Source organism: Streptomyces similanensis, assembly GCF_039543625.1.
GTDB classification, from domain to species: Bacteria; Actinomycetota; Actinomycetes; order Streptomycetales; family Streptomycetaceae; genus Streptomyces; species Streptomyces similanensis.
Genome location: NZ_BAABKC010000013.1, coordinates 41,864 through 58,659 on the forward strand (window position 1 = coordinate 41,864; position 16,796 = coordinate 58,659).

At 71.4% G+C, this 16,796-nt stretch carries 23 protein-coding genes; 16 read left to right on the forward strand and 7 right to left on the reverse strand.

The annotated features are described in order from the left end of the window. Window positions 1-3 precede the first annotated feature (3 nt). From ABEB07_RS05255 to ABEB07_RS05265, 3 genes are all read left to right on the forward strand, one after another. Window positions 4-849, forward strand: a complete 846-nt coding sequence (locus tag ABEB07_RS05255) for a sulfurtransferase (protein WP_345667227.1) — start codon at window positions 4-6, stop codon at window positions 847-849. Window positions 850-888: 39 nt separating this feature from the next. Further along, window positions 889-1,176, forward strand: coding sequence for a DUF1416 domain-containing protein (locus tag ABEB07_RS05260; protein ID WP_009189358.1), 288 nt, complete (start codon window positions 889-891; stop codon window positions 1,174-1,176). Between the two features lie 111 nt (window positions 1,177-1,287). Continuing rightward, complete coding sequence (locus ABEB07_RS05265) at window positions 1,288-1,545, forward strand: DUF3099 domain-containing protein (protein ID WP_164582603.1); 258 nt, start codon at window positions 1,288-1,290, stop codon at window positions 1,543-1,545. Window positions 1,546-1,570: 25 nt separating this feature from the next. On the opposite strand, the gene ABEB07_RS05270 is transcribed toward ABEB07_RS05265, so the two are convergent. Beyond that, on the reverse strand, window positions 1,571-1,933 hold the full coding sequence (locus ABEB07_RS05270; protein ID WP_176149534.1) for a DsrE family protein: 363 nt from the start codon (window positions 1,931-1,933) through the stop codon (window positions 1,571-1,573). 105 nt (window positions 1,934-2,038) lie between these two features. Here ABEB07_RS05270 and ABEB07_RS05275 point away from each other — a divergent pair, with 105 nt between their 5' ends. The 6 genes from ABEB07_RS05275 to ygfZ all read left to right on the forward strand — a co-directional run bounded on the left by ABEB07_RS05275 (window position 2,039) and on the right by ygfZ (window position 6,856). Beyond that, window positions 2,039-2,854, forward strand: a complete 816-nt coding sequence (locus ABEB07_RS05275; RefSeq protein ID WP_345667228.1) for a hypothetical protein — start codon at window positions 2,039-2,041, stop codon at window positions 2,852-2,854. Beyond that, window positions 2,851-3,750: a hypothetical protein gene (locus tag ABEB07_RS05280; protein WP_345667229.1), complete on the forward strand. Its 900-nt coding sequence runs from the start codon at window positions 2,851-2,853 to the stop codon at window positions 3,748-3,750. Before ABEB07_RS05275 ends, ABEB07_RS05280 begins: the two co-directional genes overlap by 4 nt. Further along, entirely contained in the window at window positions 3,747-4,598 is an 852-nt protein-coding gene (locus ABEB07_RS05285; protein WP_345667230.1) for a hypothetical protein, read from the forward strand. The genes ABEB07_RS05280 and ABEB07_RS05285 overlap by 4 nt, the downstream gene beginning before the upstream one ends. Window positions 4,599-4,823: 225 nt before the next feature. Then, window positions 4,824-5,399: a heme-binding beta-barrel domain-containing protein gene (locus tag ABEB07_RS05290; RefSeq protein WP_164582595.1), complete on the forward strand. Its 576-nt coding sequence runs from the start codon at window positions 4,824-4,826 to the stop codon at window positions 5,397-5,399. Window positions 5,400-5,443: 44 nt separating this feature from the next. Then, window positions 5,444-5,881 carry a Fur family transcriptional regulator gene (locus ABEB07_RS05295; RefSeq protein ID WP_176149532.1) on the forward strand — a complete coding sequence of 146 codons (438 nt, stop codon included), beginning with the start codon at window positions 5,444-5,446 and terminating at the stop codon, window positions 5,879-5,881. Window positions 5,882-5,890: 9 nt separating this feature from the next. Continuing rightward, entirely contained in the window at window positions 5,891-6,856 is a 966-nt protein-coding gene (gene ygfZ / locus ABEB07_RS05300; protein ID WP_176149531.1) for a CAF17-like 4Fe-4S cluster assembly/insertion protein YgfZ, read from the forward strand. 21 nt (window positions 6,857-6,877) lie between these two features. On the opposite strand, the gene dtd is transcribed toward ygfZ, so the two are convergent. Further along, window positions 6,878-7,303, reverse strand: a complete 426-nt coding sequence (gene dtd, locus ABEB07_RS05305; protein WP_345667232.1) for a D-aminoacyl-tRNA deacylase — start codon at window positions 7,301-7,303, stop codon at window positions 6,878-6,880. 181 nt (window positions 7,304-7,484) lie between these two features. On the opposite strand from dtd, the gene ABEB07_RS05310 reads away from it, so the two are divergent. Continuing rightward, window positions 7,485-8,285, forward strand: a complete 801-nt coding sequence (locus tag ABEB07_RS05310; RefSeq protein ID WP_345667233.1) for an RsiG family protein — start codon at window positions 7,485-7,487, stop codon at window positions 8,283-8,285. Between the two features lie 181 nt (window positions 8,286-8,466). After that, window positions 8,467-9,744, forward strand: coding sequence for a GNAT family N-acetyltransferase (locus tag ABEB07_RS05315; protein ID WP_345667234.1), 1,278 nt, complete (start codon window positions 8,467-8,469; stop codon window positions 9,742-9,744). A 397-nt stretch (window positions 9,745-10,141) separates the two neighbouring features. On the opposite strand, the gene ABEB07_RS05320 is transcribed toward ABEB07_RS05315, so the two are convergent. After that, on the reverse strand, window positions 10,142-10,330 hold the full coding sequence (locus tag ABEB07_RS05320) for a hypothetical protein (protein WP_176149527.1): 189 nt from the start codon (window positions 10,328-10,330) through the stop codon (window positions 10,142-10,144). A 182-nt stretch (window positions 10,331-10,512) separates the two neighbouring features. On the opposite strand from ABEB07_RS05320, the gene ABEB07_RS05325 reads away from it, so the two are divergent. Then, window positions 10,513-11,457 (forward strand): GntR family transcriptional regulator, encoded by a 945-nt coding sequence (locus ABEB07_RS05325; protein WP_425588953.1) that lies wholly within the window; start codon window positions 10,513-10,515, stop codon window positions 11,455-11,457. 74 nt (window positions 11,458-11,531) lie between these two features. Beyond that, complete coding sequence (locus ABEB07_RS05330) at window positions 11,532-12,212, forward strand: RraA family protein (protein WP_345667235.1); 681 nt, start codon at window positions 11,532-11,534, stop codon at window positions 12,210-12,212. A 36-nt stretch (window positions 12,213-12,248) separates the two neighbouring features. Here ABEB07_RS05330 and ABEB07_RS05335 read toward each other — a convergent pair whose 3' ends face one another. Further along, complete coding sequence (locus tag ABEB07_RS05335; RefSeq protein WP_345667236.1) at window positions 12,249-13,322, reverse strand: MerR family transcriptional regulator; 1,074 nt, start codon at window positions 13,320-13,322, stop codon at window positions 12,249-12,251. A gap of 174 nt (window positions 13,323-13,496) precedes the next feature. Further along, on the reverse strand, window positions 13,497-13,919 hold the full coding sequence (locus ABEB07_RS05340) for a hypothetical protein (protein ID WP_345667237.1): 423 nt from the start codon (window positions 13,917-13,919) through the stop codon (window positions 13,497-13,499). Window positions 13,920-13,988: 69 nt separating this feature from the next. Here ABEB07_RS05340 and ABEB07_RS05345 point away from each other — a divergent pair, with 69 nt between their 5' ends. Together ABEB07_RS05345 and ABEB07_RS05350 are read left to right on the forward strand one after the other, a co-directional pair. Further along, window positions 13,989-14,612: a TetR/AcrR family transcriptional regulator gene (locus ABEB07_RS05345; RefSeq protein WP_345667238.1), complete on the forward strand. Its 624-nt coding sequence runs from the start codon at window positions 13,989-13,991 to the stop codon at window positions 14,610-14,612. Window positions 14,613-14,649: 37 nt separating this feature from the next. After that, window positions 14,650-15,219: a hypothetical protein gene (locus ABEB07_RS05350; RefSeq protein WP_345667239.1), complete on the forward strand. Its 570-nt coding sequence runs from the start codon at window positions 14,650-14,652 to the stop codon at window positions 15,217-15,219. A 3-nt stretch (window positions 15,220-15,222) separates the two neighbouring features. Here ABEB07_RS05350 and ABEB07_RS05355 read toward each other — a convergent pair whose 3' ends face one another. Together ABEB07_RS05355 and ABEB07_RS05360 are read right to left on the reverse strand one after the other, a co-directional pair. Next, window positions 15,223-15,570, reverse strand: a complete 348-nt coding sequence (locus ABEB07_RS05355; RefSeq protein ID WP_345667240.1) for a hypothetical protein — start codon at window positions 15,568-15,570, stop codon at window positions 15,223-15,225. Continuing rightward, window positions 15,567-16,136: a hypothetical protein gene (locus ABEB07_RS05360; RefSeq protein WP_345667241.1), complete on the reverse strand. Its 570-nt coding sequence runs from the start codon at window positions 16,134-16,136 to the stop codon at window positions 15,567-15,569. The genes ABEB07_RS05355 and ABEB07_RS05360 overlap by 4 nt, the downstream gene beginning before the upstream one ends. Here ABEB07_RS05360 and ABEB07_RS05365 point away from each other — a divergent pair. Further along, window positions 16,123-16,749, forward strand: coding sequence for a helix-turn-helix domain-containing protein (locus ABEB07_RS05365; protein WP_345667242.1), 627 nt, complete (start codon window positions 16,123-16,125; stop codon window positions 16,747-16,749). The two genes, ABEB07_RS05360 and ABEB07_RS05365, sit on opposite strands and share 14 nt — an antisense overlap. The last annotated feature ends 47 nt before the right edge of the window (window positions 16,750-16,796 follow it).

Consider the following 16,796-nt stretch of genomic DNA (forward strand, 5'->3'; position numbering starts at 1 on the left):
AGCATGAGCCGTAGCGACGTACTGGTCGACGCCGACTGGGTCCAGGACCACCTGGACGACCCGAACATCGCCATCGTCGAGGTGGACGAGGACACGTCCGCGTACGACAAGAACCACATCAAGAACGCCATCCGGATCGACTGGACCCAGGACCTCCAGGACCCGGTCCGCCGCGACTTCGTCGACCAGGCCGGCTTCGAGAAGCTCCTGTCGGACAAGGGCATCGCCAACGACCACACGGTGGTCCTGTACGGCGGCAACAACAACTGGTTCGCGTCCTACGCCTACTGGTACTTCAAGCTGTACGGCCACGAGAACGTCAAGCTCCTCGACGGCGGCCGCAAGAAGTGGGAGCTGGACGCCCGCGAGCTGGTCGACGGCACCGACGTGCCCGAGCGCGCGAAGACCGAGTACCGGGCCAAGCCGCAGGACTCCTCCATCCGCGCGTTCCGCGACGACGTGGTCAAGGCCATCGGCGTGCAGAACCTGGTGGACGTCCGTTCGCCCGACGAGTTCTCCGGCAAGCTGCTCGCCCCGGCGCACCTGCCGCAGGAGCAGTCGCAGCGCCCGGGCCACGTCCCGTCGGCCGCCAACATCCCGTGGTCCAAGAACGCCAACGACGACGGCACCTTCAAGTCGGACGAGGAGCTGAAGGCCCTCTACGCCGCCGAGGACGTCGACCTGGCCAAGGACACCATCGCCTACTGCCGCATCGGTGAGCGCTCCGCGCTGACCTGGTTCGTGCTGCACGAGCTGCTGGGCGTGGAGAACGTCAAGAACTACGACGGCTCCTGGACCGAGTACGGCTCCCTGGTGGGCGTGCCGATCGAGCTGGGCTCCGGCAAGTAACCCTCCCGACCCCTCAAGACCCCTCTACAGGAGTACGACATGTGCGGAGCGAAGGCCGGCGGCCCCGACGCCTCGACGATCAAGCCCGGTGAGACGACGATCCAGGGCCAGGTGACGCGTGACGGCGAGCCCGTGACGGGGTACGTCCGCCTGCTGGACTCGACCGGCGAGTTCACCGCGGAGGTCCCCACCTCCGCCACCGGCCAGTTCCGGTTCTACGCGGCCGAGGGCACCTGGACCGTCCGGGCCCTGGTCCCCGGCGGCACCGCCGACCGCACGGTCGTGGCCCAGAAGGGCGGCCTCGCCGAGGTCGCGATCGCGGTCTGAGACCCGCGCTCGACCGCTGAGACCGCGGAAGGGCCGCATCCCTCGGGTTGGACGCCTGGGGTGCGGCCCTTCGGCATGCCCGCCCGGCGGCCGCGGACCTACTCTTGAGTCATGTACGCACGCCGTCGTCACGCGTATTTCGTCATGATGGGCATCTGCGTCACGCTGTTCGTCCTGGCCTGGGGCGTCGTGCGCCTGTGGTCGGTGCCCGCGGCGGTCGGCATGTGCCTGTTCGCCATGGTGATCCCGCCGGTCGCCGCCATGGTCGCCAACCGCCGGGGTCCCGAGGACCGCTGGTGGGACGACCCGTCCGGCGACCCGAAGTCCGACGAGTGGTGGGACGAGCTGGACGGCAAGAAACGCCACTGAGCGCCGCCGGGGCGGCGCGGCCGGCTCAGTAGACGAGCGCCTGCGTCTGTTCACCGAGGGCCTCCTGCACGAAGACCTGCGCGCCCGCGATCCGCACGCCGGCGAGGACGTCCTCCTCGGTGATGTCGCGCCGGGCCGCGCACTGGGTGCACAGGGTGACGCGGCCGGCCGCGAGGATCGAGTCGATCAGGTCGGGCAGCGGGGCCGCGTGCGGCAGTTCGAACTCGGCGGCGCGGCCGGGCAGGGCGAACCAGGAGGACTCGCCGGTCAGCCACAGGGACACGTCCACGCCGCTGGCCACGGCCACCGCCGCGACCGTGAAGGCCTGCGAGCACCGCTCGGGCGCGTCCGCCCCCGCCGTCACCTTGATCACGAGCTTCTTCGCCATGGCTGAATCGTAATCAACTCCCCTACAACTCGGTGCAACACCCATGGGTCTCCTGTGGAGCGCGCATACGGAACGCGCGCCTCACCCGACCGAGGGGGGAACCTCGTGCACGACCCCGAAGGGGCGCAGGACTCCGAGAGAACCCAGGAGCCACCGCCCGCGACCGACCCGCCCGCCGCCCTGGAGGGCGCTGACGGCACGGCCCCGGCCCGGCCGCGCCGTCCCAGGGGGCGTACGACGCTGATGATCGCGGCGGCGGCCGTGCTCGGCGCGGTGGCCGGCTCCTGCACCGGCTATCTGATCCAGGCCGACCGCCGCCCCACCGCCCTGCCCCCGCTCTCCCAGCCCGTGGTCCCGCAGGCGACGGGCGAGGTCGAGCCGCTGTCGGCCGCGCAGGACCGCCGCGTCAAGGTCGACGGCGACCTGCGCAAGCTGCTGGTCGAACGGCCCGCGGGCGCCCAGGACGCCGACTCCGCGCCGGGCCAGGACGGCTGGCTGGACCAGGCCGCCTACGCGGAGCAGTACACCCAGCCGTCCGGTGTCTTCATCGACCTCGCCCGCGACGGCTTCCGCCGCTCGGCGGTGACGTCGTGGCAGGTGGACGAGACGCACACGGTCGACGTCGTCCTCACGCAGTTCCGCCAGGAGGAGAACCCGGCCGCCAAGAACTGGACCGAGCTGGTCCGCAAGTCCAACCAGGACGGCGGCGGCATCCGCAGCTGGCCCATCCCCGGCACGGGCGAGGGCCGGGTGTACGTCCACGACACCCCGGACCAGGACCCGGGCTACCTCCCGGTGTACACCGCTCGGGCGTACGGCTGGCGCGGCGACATCTCCATGGAGATCTCGATCGACGACGACAAGCCGATCTCGAAGGCGGAGATCATGAACCTGGCCAAGAGCCAGATGGGGAAGCTGTGAGCGAGAACGTCGAGGTCTCCGAGACCCCCGAGGCCCCCAAGACCGCCGCGACCCCCAAGACCGCCGCGAACCCCGAGACCGCCGCGACCCCCGAGACGCCCGGGACCGCCGAGAGCCACGACGCTCCCGAGCCGGTGCGCCGGCAGGTCCGCCGCGGCCGGATCGCCGCCGTCGTGGGCTCGGCCCTCCTGGCCTGCGCGCTCGTCGGCGGAGTCGGCTGGACCGTCGTCACCGTCCAGGACGCCGACCGCACGCCCGGCGCACCGACCTGGAAGTTCCCGGGCCCCGACGCGAAGAGCGCGAAGAAGCAGAACGCGAAGGGGCTGAGCGCCCTGCTCCTGCCGTACGGCGTGCACGGCTACGAACGCGGCCCCGACATGGAGGAGTTCGGCTCGGACACCGAGCTGAGCGGGCAGCAGGCCACCGCGCTGAGCAAGCAGGCGGTCAAGGACCTGCCGTCCGACGCGCGGCGGCGGGTGGAGAAGATGCTCGACAAGGAGCACGTCAAGGGCATGGCGATGCGCAGCTATGTCGTCAACGTCGGCGACACGTTCGACTACAACCTCTTCACGGCCGAGGTCACGCTGTCCCGCATGGAGAGCCGGGACACCGTGCGCACCATGTCCCGGTCCATCAGCGGCCTCTTCGGAGCGGTGGACGTCTTCCGCAAGGGACCGAAGGTCAAGGGCCACGACGAGGCGCGGTGCTTCCTGACCCCGAAGGACGACCGGAAGGGGCGGAAGAAGCACGTCGACCACATGCTCTGCTCCGCCTACCGGGGAGACGTCATGGTCACCGCCACCGCCGAGGGGCCCGGGGACATCGACGGGGAAGCCGTCGCCGCGTTCGTCGCCGCACAACTCGACCGCATCGACAACCCGGGACAGGCCGTATGACCGAGCAGACGCAGACGCAGACGCAGACGCAGCCGACGACCGACACCGATCGGCCCCCGGCGGCCCCCGCACCCGCCCGCCCCCCGCGCGATCGCCGGGTCCTGCGGGCCGTGCTGCGCTGGACGGCGGTCGTCGCCGTCTTCGCCGCCGTGGGCGCCGGGACCGCGTACGGGATCACCGGCATGGAGCGCACGGACGTGCCCGGTCTCGCCACCGCGTCGGACGGCCGCTGGGCCTACCCGCGGATCACCCGGCCGCCGCTGCCCGCCGGCCGGCCCGCGCCCGCCAGTGTGGACAACCGGGCCGGCGCCCACTACGCGGACCTGCGCCGCCTGCTCCTGCCCGCCCCCGAGGGCGCCCGCGAGGATCAGGTGCTGCGCGGAACCGACGGCTGGCTGCCCACGAAGGACTTCCTGGCCCTGTTCCCGGCGCGCCGGGACCGCCAGGAGGCCGGCCAGCTGCTGACCGACTACGGGCTGCGGCACATCGCCGCCCGCGGCTGGACCACCGGGGACGGCACCCGCACCCGGATCTACCTGCTCCAGTTCGACACGAGCACGGTGGCCCACACGGTCTACGGCGAGTTCAGCACCTTCACCGGGCCCGCGTTCGCCACCGCGGGCGCGCCGGAGACCCGCTTCGACGACACCTTCCCGGGCAACACCTTCATCAGCGGGGTCGCCCGTTACCCCTACGACGAGGTGAAGCCGTACGGCGTCGAGCAGGTCCGGCAGGCCTACCTGAACGCCGGGGACGTCATGGCCGTGATCGTGCAGGACCGCAGGGACGCCGCCCCCGCGATCCCCTTCCGGCAGACCGTGGTCCTGGAGAGCGAACTGCTCGCCTGAGCGCTGGGCGCACCTCGGGAAGAGGGCCGGAGCCCGGCCGACTAAGCTGGGCACCGGCCCTTCGGGTACGTACGTACCGCACCCCGCTCACCAAGGAGCACCCCGTGGAGATCTTCTTCGAAACCCTGCTGGTTCTGGTCTGCGTCGGCGTCCTCGCGTTCGCCGGACTGACCGTGAAGAAGCTGTACCAGGGCCAGCGCTGACGACATCCAGGGACTGCCGCTCATGATCGAGATCCCGTCCGACCTCCACAAGGACCTGGTTCCCCTCGCCTTCCTGCTCGGCGACTGGGCCGGCGCCGGCGTGCACGACTTCCCCGGCTCCGAGAAGTGCAACTTCGGGCAGGAGGTCACCTTCTCCCACGACGGCCGGGACTTCCTGGAGTACCGCTCCCGCACCTGGGTGCTGGACAACGACGGCAACAAGGTGCGCCCGCTGGAGACCGAGTCCGGCTTCTGGCGGATCGGCGCCGACCGCAAGGTCGAGGTCACGATGACCCGCGACGACGGCGTCATCGAGATCTGGTACGGCGAGATGGCCGACAAGAAGCCGCAGATCGACCTGGTCACGGACGCCGTGGCGCGCACCGCCGACTCCGCCCCCTACACCGGCGGCAAGCGGCTGTACGGCTACGTCAAGAGCGACCTGATGTGGGTCGGCGAGAAGCAGACCCCCGAGGTCGAGCTGCGCCCCTACATGTCCGCCCACCTCAAGAAGGCGGTCACCCCCGAAGAGGTCGAACGCTGGGCCAAGGCGCTCCCGGACGACCTGCCGGACGACGGCATCGCCTTCTTCAAGTAGGCGATGCCAGGGCGTCGCTGGACAGTGGTCCTAGACTCTGGGGTGTGGTGAGCACCGACTGGAAGAGCGACCTCAGGCAGCGCGGCTACCGGCTGACGCCGCAGCGGCAACTCGTGCTCGAAGCGGTGGACACCCTGGAGCACGCCACCCCCGACGACATCCTGGGCGAGGTGCGCAGGACCGCGTCGGGGGTCAACATCTCCACGGTGTACCGCACCCTGGAGCTGCTGGAGGAACTGGGCCTGGTCAGCCACGCCCACCTCGGCCACGGCGCGCCCACCTACCACCTGGCCGACCGCCACCACCATCTGCACCTGGTCTGCCGGGACTGCGAGAACGTGATCGAGGCCGACGTCGAGGTCGCCGCCGACTTCACCGCCAAGCTGCGCGAGCAGTTCGGCTTCGACACCGACATGAAGCACTTCGCGATCTTCGGCCGGTGCGAGGACTGCTCGCTCAAGAGCGCGACCGCCACGTCGTAGGCTGGCCGTATGAAGAGCCCCCTGCTGTCGCTGCCCGGCGCCGTCGCCGCCGAGGGCGTGGACGAAGACGTCGCCGCGCACTACGGCGACCTGTTCCGCGAGCAGCGCGCCCTCGCGGACGGCACCGGCTTCGTCGACCTCTCCCACCGCGGCGTCGTCACCGTCACCGGACCGGACCGGCTGAGCTGGCTGCACCTGCTGCTCACCCAGCACGTCAGCGAGCTGCCGCCCGGCCGGGCCACCGAGGCGCTGGTGCTGTCCGCGAACGGCCACATCGAGCACGCGCTCTACCTGGTCGACGACGGCGAGACGGTGTGGGCGCACGTGGAGCCCGGCACCCAGGAGGCGCTGATCGCCTACCTGGAGTCGATGAAGTTCTTCTACCGGGTCGAGGTCGCCGACCGGAGCGCCGACGTCGCCGTCGTGCACCTGCCGGCCGGCTCCATCGCCGAGGTCCCGGACGGCGTCGCCGTACGCGAGACCGCGCACGGCCGCGACCTGTTCCTGCCCCGCCACGACCTGGAGTCGTACGCGGAGAAGGCCGGCCCGCCGGCCGGCGTCCTCGCCCACGAGGCGCTGCGCGTCGAGCAGCACCGGCCCCGCCTCGGCTTCGAGACCGACCACCGCACCATCCCGCACGAGCTGGGCTGGATCGGCGCCGCCGTGCACCTCCAGAAGGGCTGCTACCGCGGCCAGGAGACCGTGGCCCGGGTGCAGAACCTCGGCAAGCCGCCGCGCCGCCTGGTCTTCCTGCACCTCGACGGCAGCGACGTGCACCTGCCGCCGCACGGCACGGAGATCCGGCTCGCCGACGAGGGCCCGGACGGCCGCAGGATCGGCGTCGTCACCACCTCGGTGCGCCACTACGAACTGGGCCCGGTCGCCCTCGCCGTGATCAAGCGGAACGTCCCGGTGGACGCGCCGCTGACCGCGGGGGACACGGCGGCGGCCCAGGAGACCGTCGTGGCGCCGTAGGCTCCCGCCTCCGTACGGTTCTCACATCTCCAGCAGGACGGTGAACGGGCCGTCGTTGGTCAGCGACACCCGCATCCGCGCGCCGAACCGGCCCGTCGCCACCGTCGCGCCCAGCTCCCGCAGCCGGGCGACCACCTCCGCCACGAGCGGCTCGGCGACCTCGCCGGGCGCCGCCGCGTTCCAGGTGGGGCGGCGGCCCTTGCGGGCGTCGCCGTAGAGCGTGAACTGGCTGATCACCAGCAGCGGGGCGTCGATGTCGCCGCACGACCTCTCCTCGGACAGCATCCGGATCGACCACAGCTTGCGGGCGAGCCGCGCCGCCGTCTCCGCGGTGTCCTCGTGGGTGACCCCGACCAGGACGCACAGGCCCTCGCCCTCAATGGCCCCCACCGTCTCGCCGTCCACGACGACGCTCGCGCCGTCCACCCTCTGCACCACTGCACGCATGCCGACCATGATGCCGGGCGACCGGACGCGCGCCCCCGGCGGGCCGGTGCGTCCATATCGTGCTTCTTTCTGATCCGTAACCCCCCATCTGGGGGTGATCGGGCGCACTCGTTCACATACGGGCCACTTGGGGTGGCACGATGCTTCCGTACGCGCCGGTCGAGGGGAACGGTTGAGCCTCATGAGCACATCGAGTACCGAGCAGCAGGCGCAGCCCGGGGCGATCTCGCCGCTCGGCGCGGCGGTCGCGGAGACCTGCCGGCCACCGGTGCAGCGCACCGACAGCCCGCCGCTGCCGTCGGAGCCGGCCGTCGTGGGCGCGGCGCCCGTCGTGGAGACGGCGCCGGACGCGGAGACGGTTCCGGGCGTGGGCGCGGTGCCGGGCGTGGCGGCGGCCGTCGAGCCGTCGCCGGCGACCGGCCCCGCGGAGCCCGACCTGACCGCGCCGAGCCTGCCGGAGCTGCGCGCCCTGCGCCGGCGGGCCCAGCGGGACGAGGCCGACCTGAGTTACGTACGGCGGCTGCTCCAGGGCCGGATCGACATCCTGCGCGCGGAGCTGGCCCGGCGCGGCGCCGGGACCGCCCCCGGGGACGAATCGGGTGCGGCGGCCGGGGCCGGGACGGGGCCGGGGCTCACCTCCGTCGTGCACGCGGGGCAGGGGCCGGTCGTCGACCGGCTCGCGGAGATCCTGAAGGACGCGCCCGCACGCCAGCGTTCCTCGGCGCGGCACGTGACCCTCGGGACGCCGCAGAGCGAGGAGGTGCGACGGCTGGCCGCGGAGATGCTGGGCGAGGTCGAACTGTCCGACCTGGACGCCCGCACCGATCTGGAGCTCGGCGCGGCGATGGGCCGGCTGGTGCGCTACGAGCGCCAGGTGTCCCGGCGCCGACAACTGCTCCAGCACACGGCGGACGACTGCAGCGCGGAGATCGCCCGCCGCTACCGCGACGGCGAGGCCCAGGTGGACGACCTGCTGCTCTGACCGGGCGGTGCGCTCATGCTCTGACCGGGCGGTGCGCGATCGGGCGCGAGGGCGCTGTGCGCGGGGCGGTATGTGCGAGGGAGGTGTGTGCGACGGAGGTGTGCGCGGGGGCAGCGGTGGGGGCCGCGGCGGCCGGGAAATTGCCGCGACACCCCCGCCGCCGCCCCCTACGGTCGGGGCCATGACTGCCGCCCCCTCCCCTCTCACCCCTCGCACCCCTCTCGATGTACGTCCCGTCACCGAGGGCGAGATCCCCGACTGGATCCGCGCGCTGAACACCGGGTTCCTGCGGTCCCCGACCGTCGCCGAGACCGAGATCGCCGACCGCTCCTCCTACCTCGTCCCCGCCCGCACCCTCGGCGCCTTCGACGCCGGCCGCTGCGTGGCAACCTTCTACTCCTTCGCGCAGGAACTGACCGTCGTGGGCGGCGCGACCGTTCCCGCCGACGCCATCACCAGCGTCACCGTCACCGCCACCCACCGCCGTCGCGGCCTGCTCACCCGGATGATGGCCCGGGACCTGGCCGCGGCGAAGGAGCGCGGCGACGTCGCCGCCCTCCTGATCGCCGCCGAGTACCCGATCTACGGCCGCTTCGGCTTCGGCCCCGCGACCTGGGCCACCGAGTGGACGGTGGACGTGCCCCGGACCGGACTCGACCCGCGCGCCCCGGGCCCGGAGGACGGCGGCCGCATCGACCTCGTGGACGGCGACGAGGTGCGCAAGCTCGGCCCCGAGCTGTTCGAGCGGCTGCGCCGCCTGCAGCCCGGAGCGATCGACCGGTCCGAGCGGTGGTGGCAGATCGCCACCGGGGCGCTGCGCCTGGACCGCCAGCCGTGGACCGAGCCCTTCCACGCCGTCCACCGCGCGCCCGACGGCACCGTCGACGGCCTGGTGACGTACGTGTGCGACGACCACTGGGGCGATGCCAAGCAGCCGTTGAACACGGCCACGGTGAAGGACCTGATCGCGGTGACGCCGGCCGCCGAGCGCGCCCTGTGGCGGTACGTGTGCTCGGTCGACTGGGTGGTGCGGGTCAAGAGCGGCTGGCGGGCCCCCGACGACGTGCTGCCGCTGCTCCTGCCGGACCCCCGGGCGGCCGTGATCAGCACGCAGGCGGACTGGCTGTGGGCGCGGGTCCTGGACGTCCCCCGGGCGCTGGAGGCGCGGACCTACGACGCGGAAGGCACGCTCGTGCTGGACGTCGTGGACCGGACCGGGCTGTCCGGCGGACGGTGGCGGCTGGAGGCGTCGGCGACCGGCGCGTCCTGTACGCCCACCACCGAGAGCGCCGATCTGACGCTGGACGTGGCGGAGTTGGCGCCGCTGTGGCTGGGTGACGAGTCCGCGGTGCGGCTCGCGGCGCTGGGCCGGGTCCGGGAAGAACGAGCGGGCGCCGCCCGAGTGGCCGACGCCCTGCTGCGTACGTCCAGGCGGCCGTGGTGCCCGGACATCTTCTGAACGCTCCTTCCGGCCTTCGGCGGTGACAGGGATGACGTATCCGTAGCGTGCTGCTGTGCTGTGCCGCTGTTCTGTTGTGGCGGTGCGTGGAGACGGTCTTCTGTTGTGGCTGTGCTCGGCTGTTCGGTTGTCGGTGTTCAGTTGTGGCTGTGCTGTTCGTGCTGTTCGTGCGGGCCGTGCCGTCGCGGACCGGGCTCCCGGCTCCCCTCCAGGAGAGGAGCGCGGTCCTGCGCGTCTCGTCTGTCACCCTGGCGGCCAACCGGGGAAGGTCTGAACCAGGTCAGTCAAGTTGGCCGCCAACTCCTTCCCTTCTTATCTCCACTTGGGAGCCCCGCATAACCACCTTGCGGGCAACTCGCTCAGGATGGCGGGAAGTTGCGCCCGAAACTGGCCATGGTCACCGGACGGACCCGGCGACCAGGGTGAGCAGCACCGCCGCTCCGGCGAAACCCACGGCCGGGTTTCTGGCCTTGACGCCGACGGAGAGCAGCAGGAGTCCGACGAAGCCCCACGTGCCGTACTTCCACTGGACGATCTGCTCCAGGCCGGCGGCGGAAAGGGCGGACAGAAGAGCGGGAGCGAGCACGGTGATTCCCCCTTCGGATGCGCGTGGGCGGTGCGGGACGGAACACTTGGCGAGTGAGGAGGTAAACCTTCCGCCAACTAAGCTAAGTTGGTAACCAACTCTACTGAAGTTGTCCCCACTTGGCGGCCACTCTTAAACAACTTACAAACAACTGCCGCGAGATGGATCAAAGTTGTAGCGTTTTGGTCGTGACCCAGGAGAACGAGCGGGGAAACGCGCAGCAGACCGCGCAGCAGACCGCGCAGAGCACCGCGACCGTGAACGGCGGACCGAGTGCCCCGAGGGCCTCGTCGGCCCAGGAGATCGCCGAGAGCCTGCGCGAGCGGATCCGCACCGGCGACCTGAAGCCGGGCGACCGCCTGCCCACCCAGGCCGAACTGGCCGACGAGTTCGGGGTGGAGCGCGGCGCCGTCCGCCAGGCCCTGCGGGCGCTCCAGGACGACGGCCTGCTCAGCAACGTCAGCAAGGGCAGCCCGCCCAGGATCGCCGAGGCCGCCCCCGTACGGGAGGAGCCCCAGCCCACCCTGGTCGGCCTCGCCCCCCGGCTGACGGACGCGTTCGCGGCGCGCCGGGTGCGCATCGACGTGGTGTGCCACACGGCGGAGACGCTGATGGTCGCGCTCAGTGAGCCGATGCGCCTGATCCACGAGGGCCGGCTGCGCCCGGAGGCCATCGAGCTGCGCGTCCTCGTGCCGTCCCGGGACATCACCCTCGCCTTCCCCGTCTCCGCGACGGGCGACGGCGAGGAGGACGCCGTGATCCACCGGCGCTGGACGCAGATGCGCGACGCGCAGGCCCAGGTGCTGCGGCACAACCTGATGTCCCTGCGCGCCACCCACGGCATCGACGTCCGGGTGACCTTCCGCGCGCTGCCCTTCACCCCGCCGGTCAAGCTCTACCTGCTGGACGGCGAGGAGGCGCTGCTCGGCTACTACACGCTCACCCGGCGCGAGGAGGGCTGGGGCGACGGGACGCTGGACATGTTCGACGCGCTGGGCTCCAAGTCCCTGCTGTTCTCCTTCGTCAAGAGCGCGGGCCGCCGCGACGCGGTGTTCGTCGCCGAGTCCCAGAAGTGGTTCGACGCCCTGTGGGAGACCATCAGCACGGAACTGTCACTGTCCGCCTAGCCCCCGCCCGGGCCGACGCTAATGACACGGGCGGCCCTGGAGCAACGCGATTTCGGCGCACTAGGTTCATGGCCATGACCGAACCCACCATCGTGCCCGAGTCCTCCGCCGTGTCCGTGTCCGTGTCCGGCGCCGTCGTCGGCGGCCTCCGGGACGTCCCCACCACCACCCTCGCCGACCTGCTGGGCCGCGCCCGCGTCATGGACGTCGTCGTCCGCCCGCTGTGGCAGCCGGTGCCGCGCGTGGCGGGGCCGGCGTTCACCGTGCGGTGTCCGCCCGGCGACAACCTGATGCTGCACGCCGCCGTCCATCGGGCCGCTCCCGGTGCGGTGATCGTGGTGGAGTCGGGCGACCTCGACTTCGCGCTGGCCGGCGGCAACGTGTGCGCGGTGGCGCAGCGCCGGGGCGTGGCCGCGATCGTCGCCGACGGTCTGATCCGCGACCTTGCCGAGGTGCGGGAGGCCGGCTTCCCCGTCTTCGCCCGCGGCGTCATCCCGATCCCGGGCGCCAAGTCGGCCGTCACACCGCTGAACCGGCGGGTGCGGTGCGCGGGCGCCGAGGTCGACGCGGGCGATGTCGTGGTGGCCGACGAGGAGGGCGTGGTCGTGGTCCCGGCCGCCCGCGCCGAGGAGACCCTCACCGCGGCCCGCGCCCGACTCGCCCAGGAAGCGGCCCAGAGCCTGGACGACTGGGAGAAGGCACACCGAAACCGCATCGACGCCCTCCTGCACGCGGGCGGCCACGAAGAGTCCTGAGCTCCCGCGCCCACCGCCCCCCGCGCGCGGCCGCGGTTACGCCGCCACCACGTCGGCGACCACGCAGCTGACGTTGTCCGGTCCACCGGAGCCGTTGGCGAGGGCGACCAGTTCGCACACGGCCCGCTCGGGGTCGGTGACCTCGGCGAGCACCCGCTGGACGTCCGAGACCGGCACGACCGTGGACAGCCCGTCGGAGCACAGCAGATAGCGGTCGCCCCGTCGGGCATCGTGCAGCCGCATGTCGGGCGTGCCGTCGGCGCCCTCGCCCAAGGCGCGCACCAGCAGCGACCGTTGCGGGTGGGAGGCGGCCTCCGCCGGGCTCAGCCGCCCTTCGTCGACCATCGACTGCACCAGGGTGTGGTCGTGGGTGATCTGGAACAACTCGCCGTCGCGCAGCAGGTGGACGCGGGAGTCGCCGATGTGGACGAGAGCGAGCTGCGCGCCGGTCCAGAGCAGCGCGGTGAGCGTCGTACCGGCCTCGCCGGGGAAGGCGACGCCGCGTACCGCTTCCCTGGCCCGGTCGACGGCGTCCGCGAGGACGTTGAGGAGGTCGCCCGCGGGAACGCCGTCGGTCTCCAGGCGCCTGAGCGCCTCGACGGCCGCCGCGCTCGCGGGGGCGCCCTGGCTGCCGTAGCCGTCGGCGACGGCGAGCAGCCGGGAACCGGCGTGCACGGTGTCCTGGTTGCTCGCGCGGACGAGGCCCGGGTCGGACAGGGCGGCGTAACGGATCTTCAGGGGCTGGGAGGTCGCTGGCATGGCGGGGTCCTTCCTGGTCAGGTGGTCGACGAGGAAGGCGGCCAGGTCACGCCGGGCGGCGGTGTCGGCCTCGACTGCGGCCCAGAACGCCCGGATCTCCCGGGCCGCCTCGGCCGGTTCCAGCGCGCAGACATGCCGGATGCGGGCCAGCGGCAGGCCCACGCGGCGCAGCCAGGCGACCAGCCGGGCCCGGTCCAGCTGGTCCAGCGCGTAGAAGCGGTAGCCGGTGACCGGGTCGACGCGGGCGGGGGTCAGCAGCCCCAGCTCGGCGTAGAGCCGCAGCGCCTTGGGCGACAGCCGGGACGCCCTCGCGAACGCCCCGATGCTCAGCAGCTCCGTGCCCGCGCCCATGCCCAACCCCTCCTCGTACCGGGCGCCCGCCCGGCCCCACCGATGCTGTGGCTTCCCCCAAGGTGAAGGTCAAGACCGACGGAACTGTCCGGTCTCGCTCAAGGCGAGGCAGCGTGAGGACCTGACCTGGGGTGCCTCACCTTGAGCGAGACGGAGGCGGGTCGGCCGTCTCGCTCAATCCGAAATGTCGCGCTGAATGCCCGAGGTCATCTGCGTAGGGGCAGCGGCGACCAGCAGTGCGGCGAACACGATGGGGGCGGCTGTCTGGTACCCCATCCAGACTTCACCTCCGGCGCTGCTGCCCTGCCACGCCATCAGGAGGCCAGCCAGGGCCGTCAACACCCAGCCGCTGTCGTAGGCAATCATGAGTCGCGTGTAGGTGCGCATCGACCGGCTGCGTGTGTATCTGATCTCGAGTCCGCCGCCGATCAGCAGGGCCATGCCTGAGACGACCATCAGCCAGGCTGGCGTGCCGAGTAACAGCCCGAGCGGGGCGGCGCCGGCGATGTAGACAGCGGCGAGCAACACCTTGAAGGCGCCATCGGCGATGGCCCCCACCGTCTGGCGGGTCACCCGCGATGCCACGACCTGGGCCATGAGTGTTCCTCCTTGAAGCTCTCCAGACGGGTTCCGTAACAAGATTACGGTAATAATCAAGCTATGAGAATGACGAGAGCGGAGGCCAGGGAACGCAACCGCCGTGCCTTGCTGGATGCTGCGTTCCAGGTTGTTTCCCGAGACGGGTACCGGGCCAGGCTTGACGAGATCGCGGAACGGGCCGGCCTGACCACCGGCGCCATCTACTCGCTGTTCGGGAGCAAGAACGGCCTGGTGGTCGCCCTCGTCGCCGACTACCTGCGGCCGTACTACGAGGAGATCGAGCAGGCGGTTCCAGCTGGACTTGATCTGCTGGAAGCGGTGGACGCCTTTGCCCGGTACTACCGGCGCAGCTGTGACGCCCCCGACGCGCGGTCAGGTCTGTCGCTCCAGATCACCTTGCTGGACATGGCACTGCATGACCCTGACCTGGGGGCCCAGCTCGCCACGTCCATCCGGTCGCAGGAGAGCCACCTGATCGCGCTGTTCACTGGAAGATCGCACAACGGGAGCGTCGTGACGTCACATCAGGCGCAACGTCTGACCACCGCACTCAGGGCACTGTTCGTCGGCCTCAGCCAGGGCGTCCCCCTCGGCCTTGCCCCTGGTGCCGACGAGCAGTACTTCGCCGACGCTGCCCGGGCACTGGCATCTGGGATGTCCCTCATCGATCACGATGCGGATGCTTCGTGACGGGCAGTCAGGATGAGGCGTCTTCGGGTTCACCGTCGTGAGTCAGATCTGTGACGACTTCCACCAGGCCGACAAGGCCGTTGCGGAGCCAGGGGAGTGTGATGCCTCGGGGGCGGCGGTCCAGGTGGAAGGCTTGCTCGAACTCGATCTGGGTGGTGCCGGTGAGGTGTGCGACTTTGCGTTCGGTCTCCGGTCGCTGTGCCAGGGAGATGATCAGTTACGTGAACCTGGCGACCTGGGGGTAGTTGGCGGCCCGGCGGAAGCGCTGCGATCGGATGAGGTCGAAGCGGTCCGGGAGGGTCTTGGAGTCGGGCCGGTAGATGCGCGCGAGCACGGAGTCCCGGTCGCCGCGCACCAGTGCCCGTCGGTCGATCTCTCGCCAGAACCGCTCGCAGTGGCGGTAGGTGGTTCCCAGGGCGAATGCCCCATGCCGGCGTTCCAGCCGGTCAAGGAGGCGCCGGGCGCGGACGACTTCTGGAGCGTGGGAGAGGTCGATCTGCTCGAAGACGTTCGCACGACGGCAGCTGAGCCAGCGCCGGTGACGGATGCAGACGTTGTCGTGAAGCCCGCGGAGGTAGACCTGGCTGGGCTGGCCGTTGTTGCCTGAGCGCTAGCTGCAGAGATCACAGGCGGCGCGCGTGTTGAAGATGAAGACTTCGGGCGGCGCGACGACGTCCGGTGCGTGCCGCCGCAGCTCGGGAAGCGCCCAGAGCAGGGTCGTGCGGGGCTGCCCGCTGAGTATTTCCAGCCGTTCGAGTTCGTTGAGCGGGCACTGGAGCCAGCGTGAGGGGTTGTGCATGGTGCGGAATCCGGTCTGGTTCGCGGCGGCGAGGCGGTGGCGGTAGGAGTCGAGGGTCTCGTTCGCGAACGGAGTGACCGGATTCGGCAGCGGACGCAGCATGGTCGGGACGAAGGGCAGCGAGGTGACCGGAGCGAGCCCTCGGCGTCGGCCGTTCATCCGGCTGCCCTGCCGCGCCGGGCTTCACCGCGGAAGGCCCTTTCACTGGCATGGTCGACGTGGATCGTGTCGAGCTGGCGGCGGGTGATGCGCTCGCTGCCGTCAAGGATCGCGGAGATGGCGGCGGCCCGGATCAGGTGAGAGAGGCTTCCGATCATGCCTCCGGTGCGTTGGTGGAGGTAGGGGTGCAGGCTGGCGAGGGTCTCGGCCTTGTGCTGGTGGAGCCGGAGCGTGGCCTCCATCGTCGCCACCAGAGCCTCCCACTCGGAGTTGAGCGGGAACGGCCCGGTGTGCAGCAGCGTGCACCGGCCGGCGATCTGGTCGCCTCGGATGCCGGTGAACAGCCCGGAGTGTTCGACGTCGATCCCCGCATAGATGAAAGTCGCGGGCAGGTGCTCGGTGAAGTACTTGAGATGGTCCGAGAGCTCCTCGCCGGCGGTGGTGGCCAGGTTCAGAACGGTTCCGCGGCGGGGACGGCCGTCCGGAGGTGTTTGCGCGCTGTTGCAAGCGGTGTGCTTGCAATTGTTAGCGGGGTGGGTGCATGGTGGAGGCATGGCATCGCTCAACGTCGGCAACCTCGGTGAGTACCTGCGCGAGCAGCGGCGCAACGCGCAGCTGTCGCTGCGGCAGCTCGCCGACGCCGCCGGGGTGTCCAATCCGTATCTGAGCCAGATCGAGCGCGGGCTGCGCAAGCCGAGCGCGGAGGTGCTCCAGCAGGTCGCCAAGGCGCTGCGGATCTCCGCCGAGACGCTGTACGTGCGGGCCGGCATCCTCGACGCCGAGCGGGACGGGGACGAGCGCCGTCGGGAAGGCGCGACGCGCGCCGCCGTCCTCGCCGACCCCGCGCTCACCGAGGGGCAGAAGCAGGTGCTGCTCCAGGTCTACGAGTCCTTCCGCAAGGAGAACGGCTTCGGGACCGGTGAGACCGGCAAGACGGGCAAGACAGGCAAGGCGGAGACGGGGCACCGCTCGGAGCGCGCCCACGGCGACGGCGCCGACGGCCTCCGGACCACCGACGGCCCTGATGGCGCCGACAGCGCCGACGGCGTCATACGGTCCGCCGCCGTCCCCGACCCGGACGGCGGCCGTCGCGGAGCCGAAGCCGAAGCCGGAGCCGAGGCCGGGCGCCGTACGCGCAGATCCGGCGGCGACGCCGACCCGCGGGAGGCGGCCGGTTGATCCGCCGGCCCCGTGGAACCGGCCGGTGCGGCGGCTCCCCCGGGGTT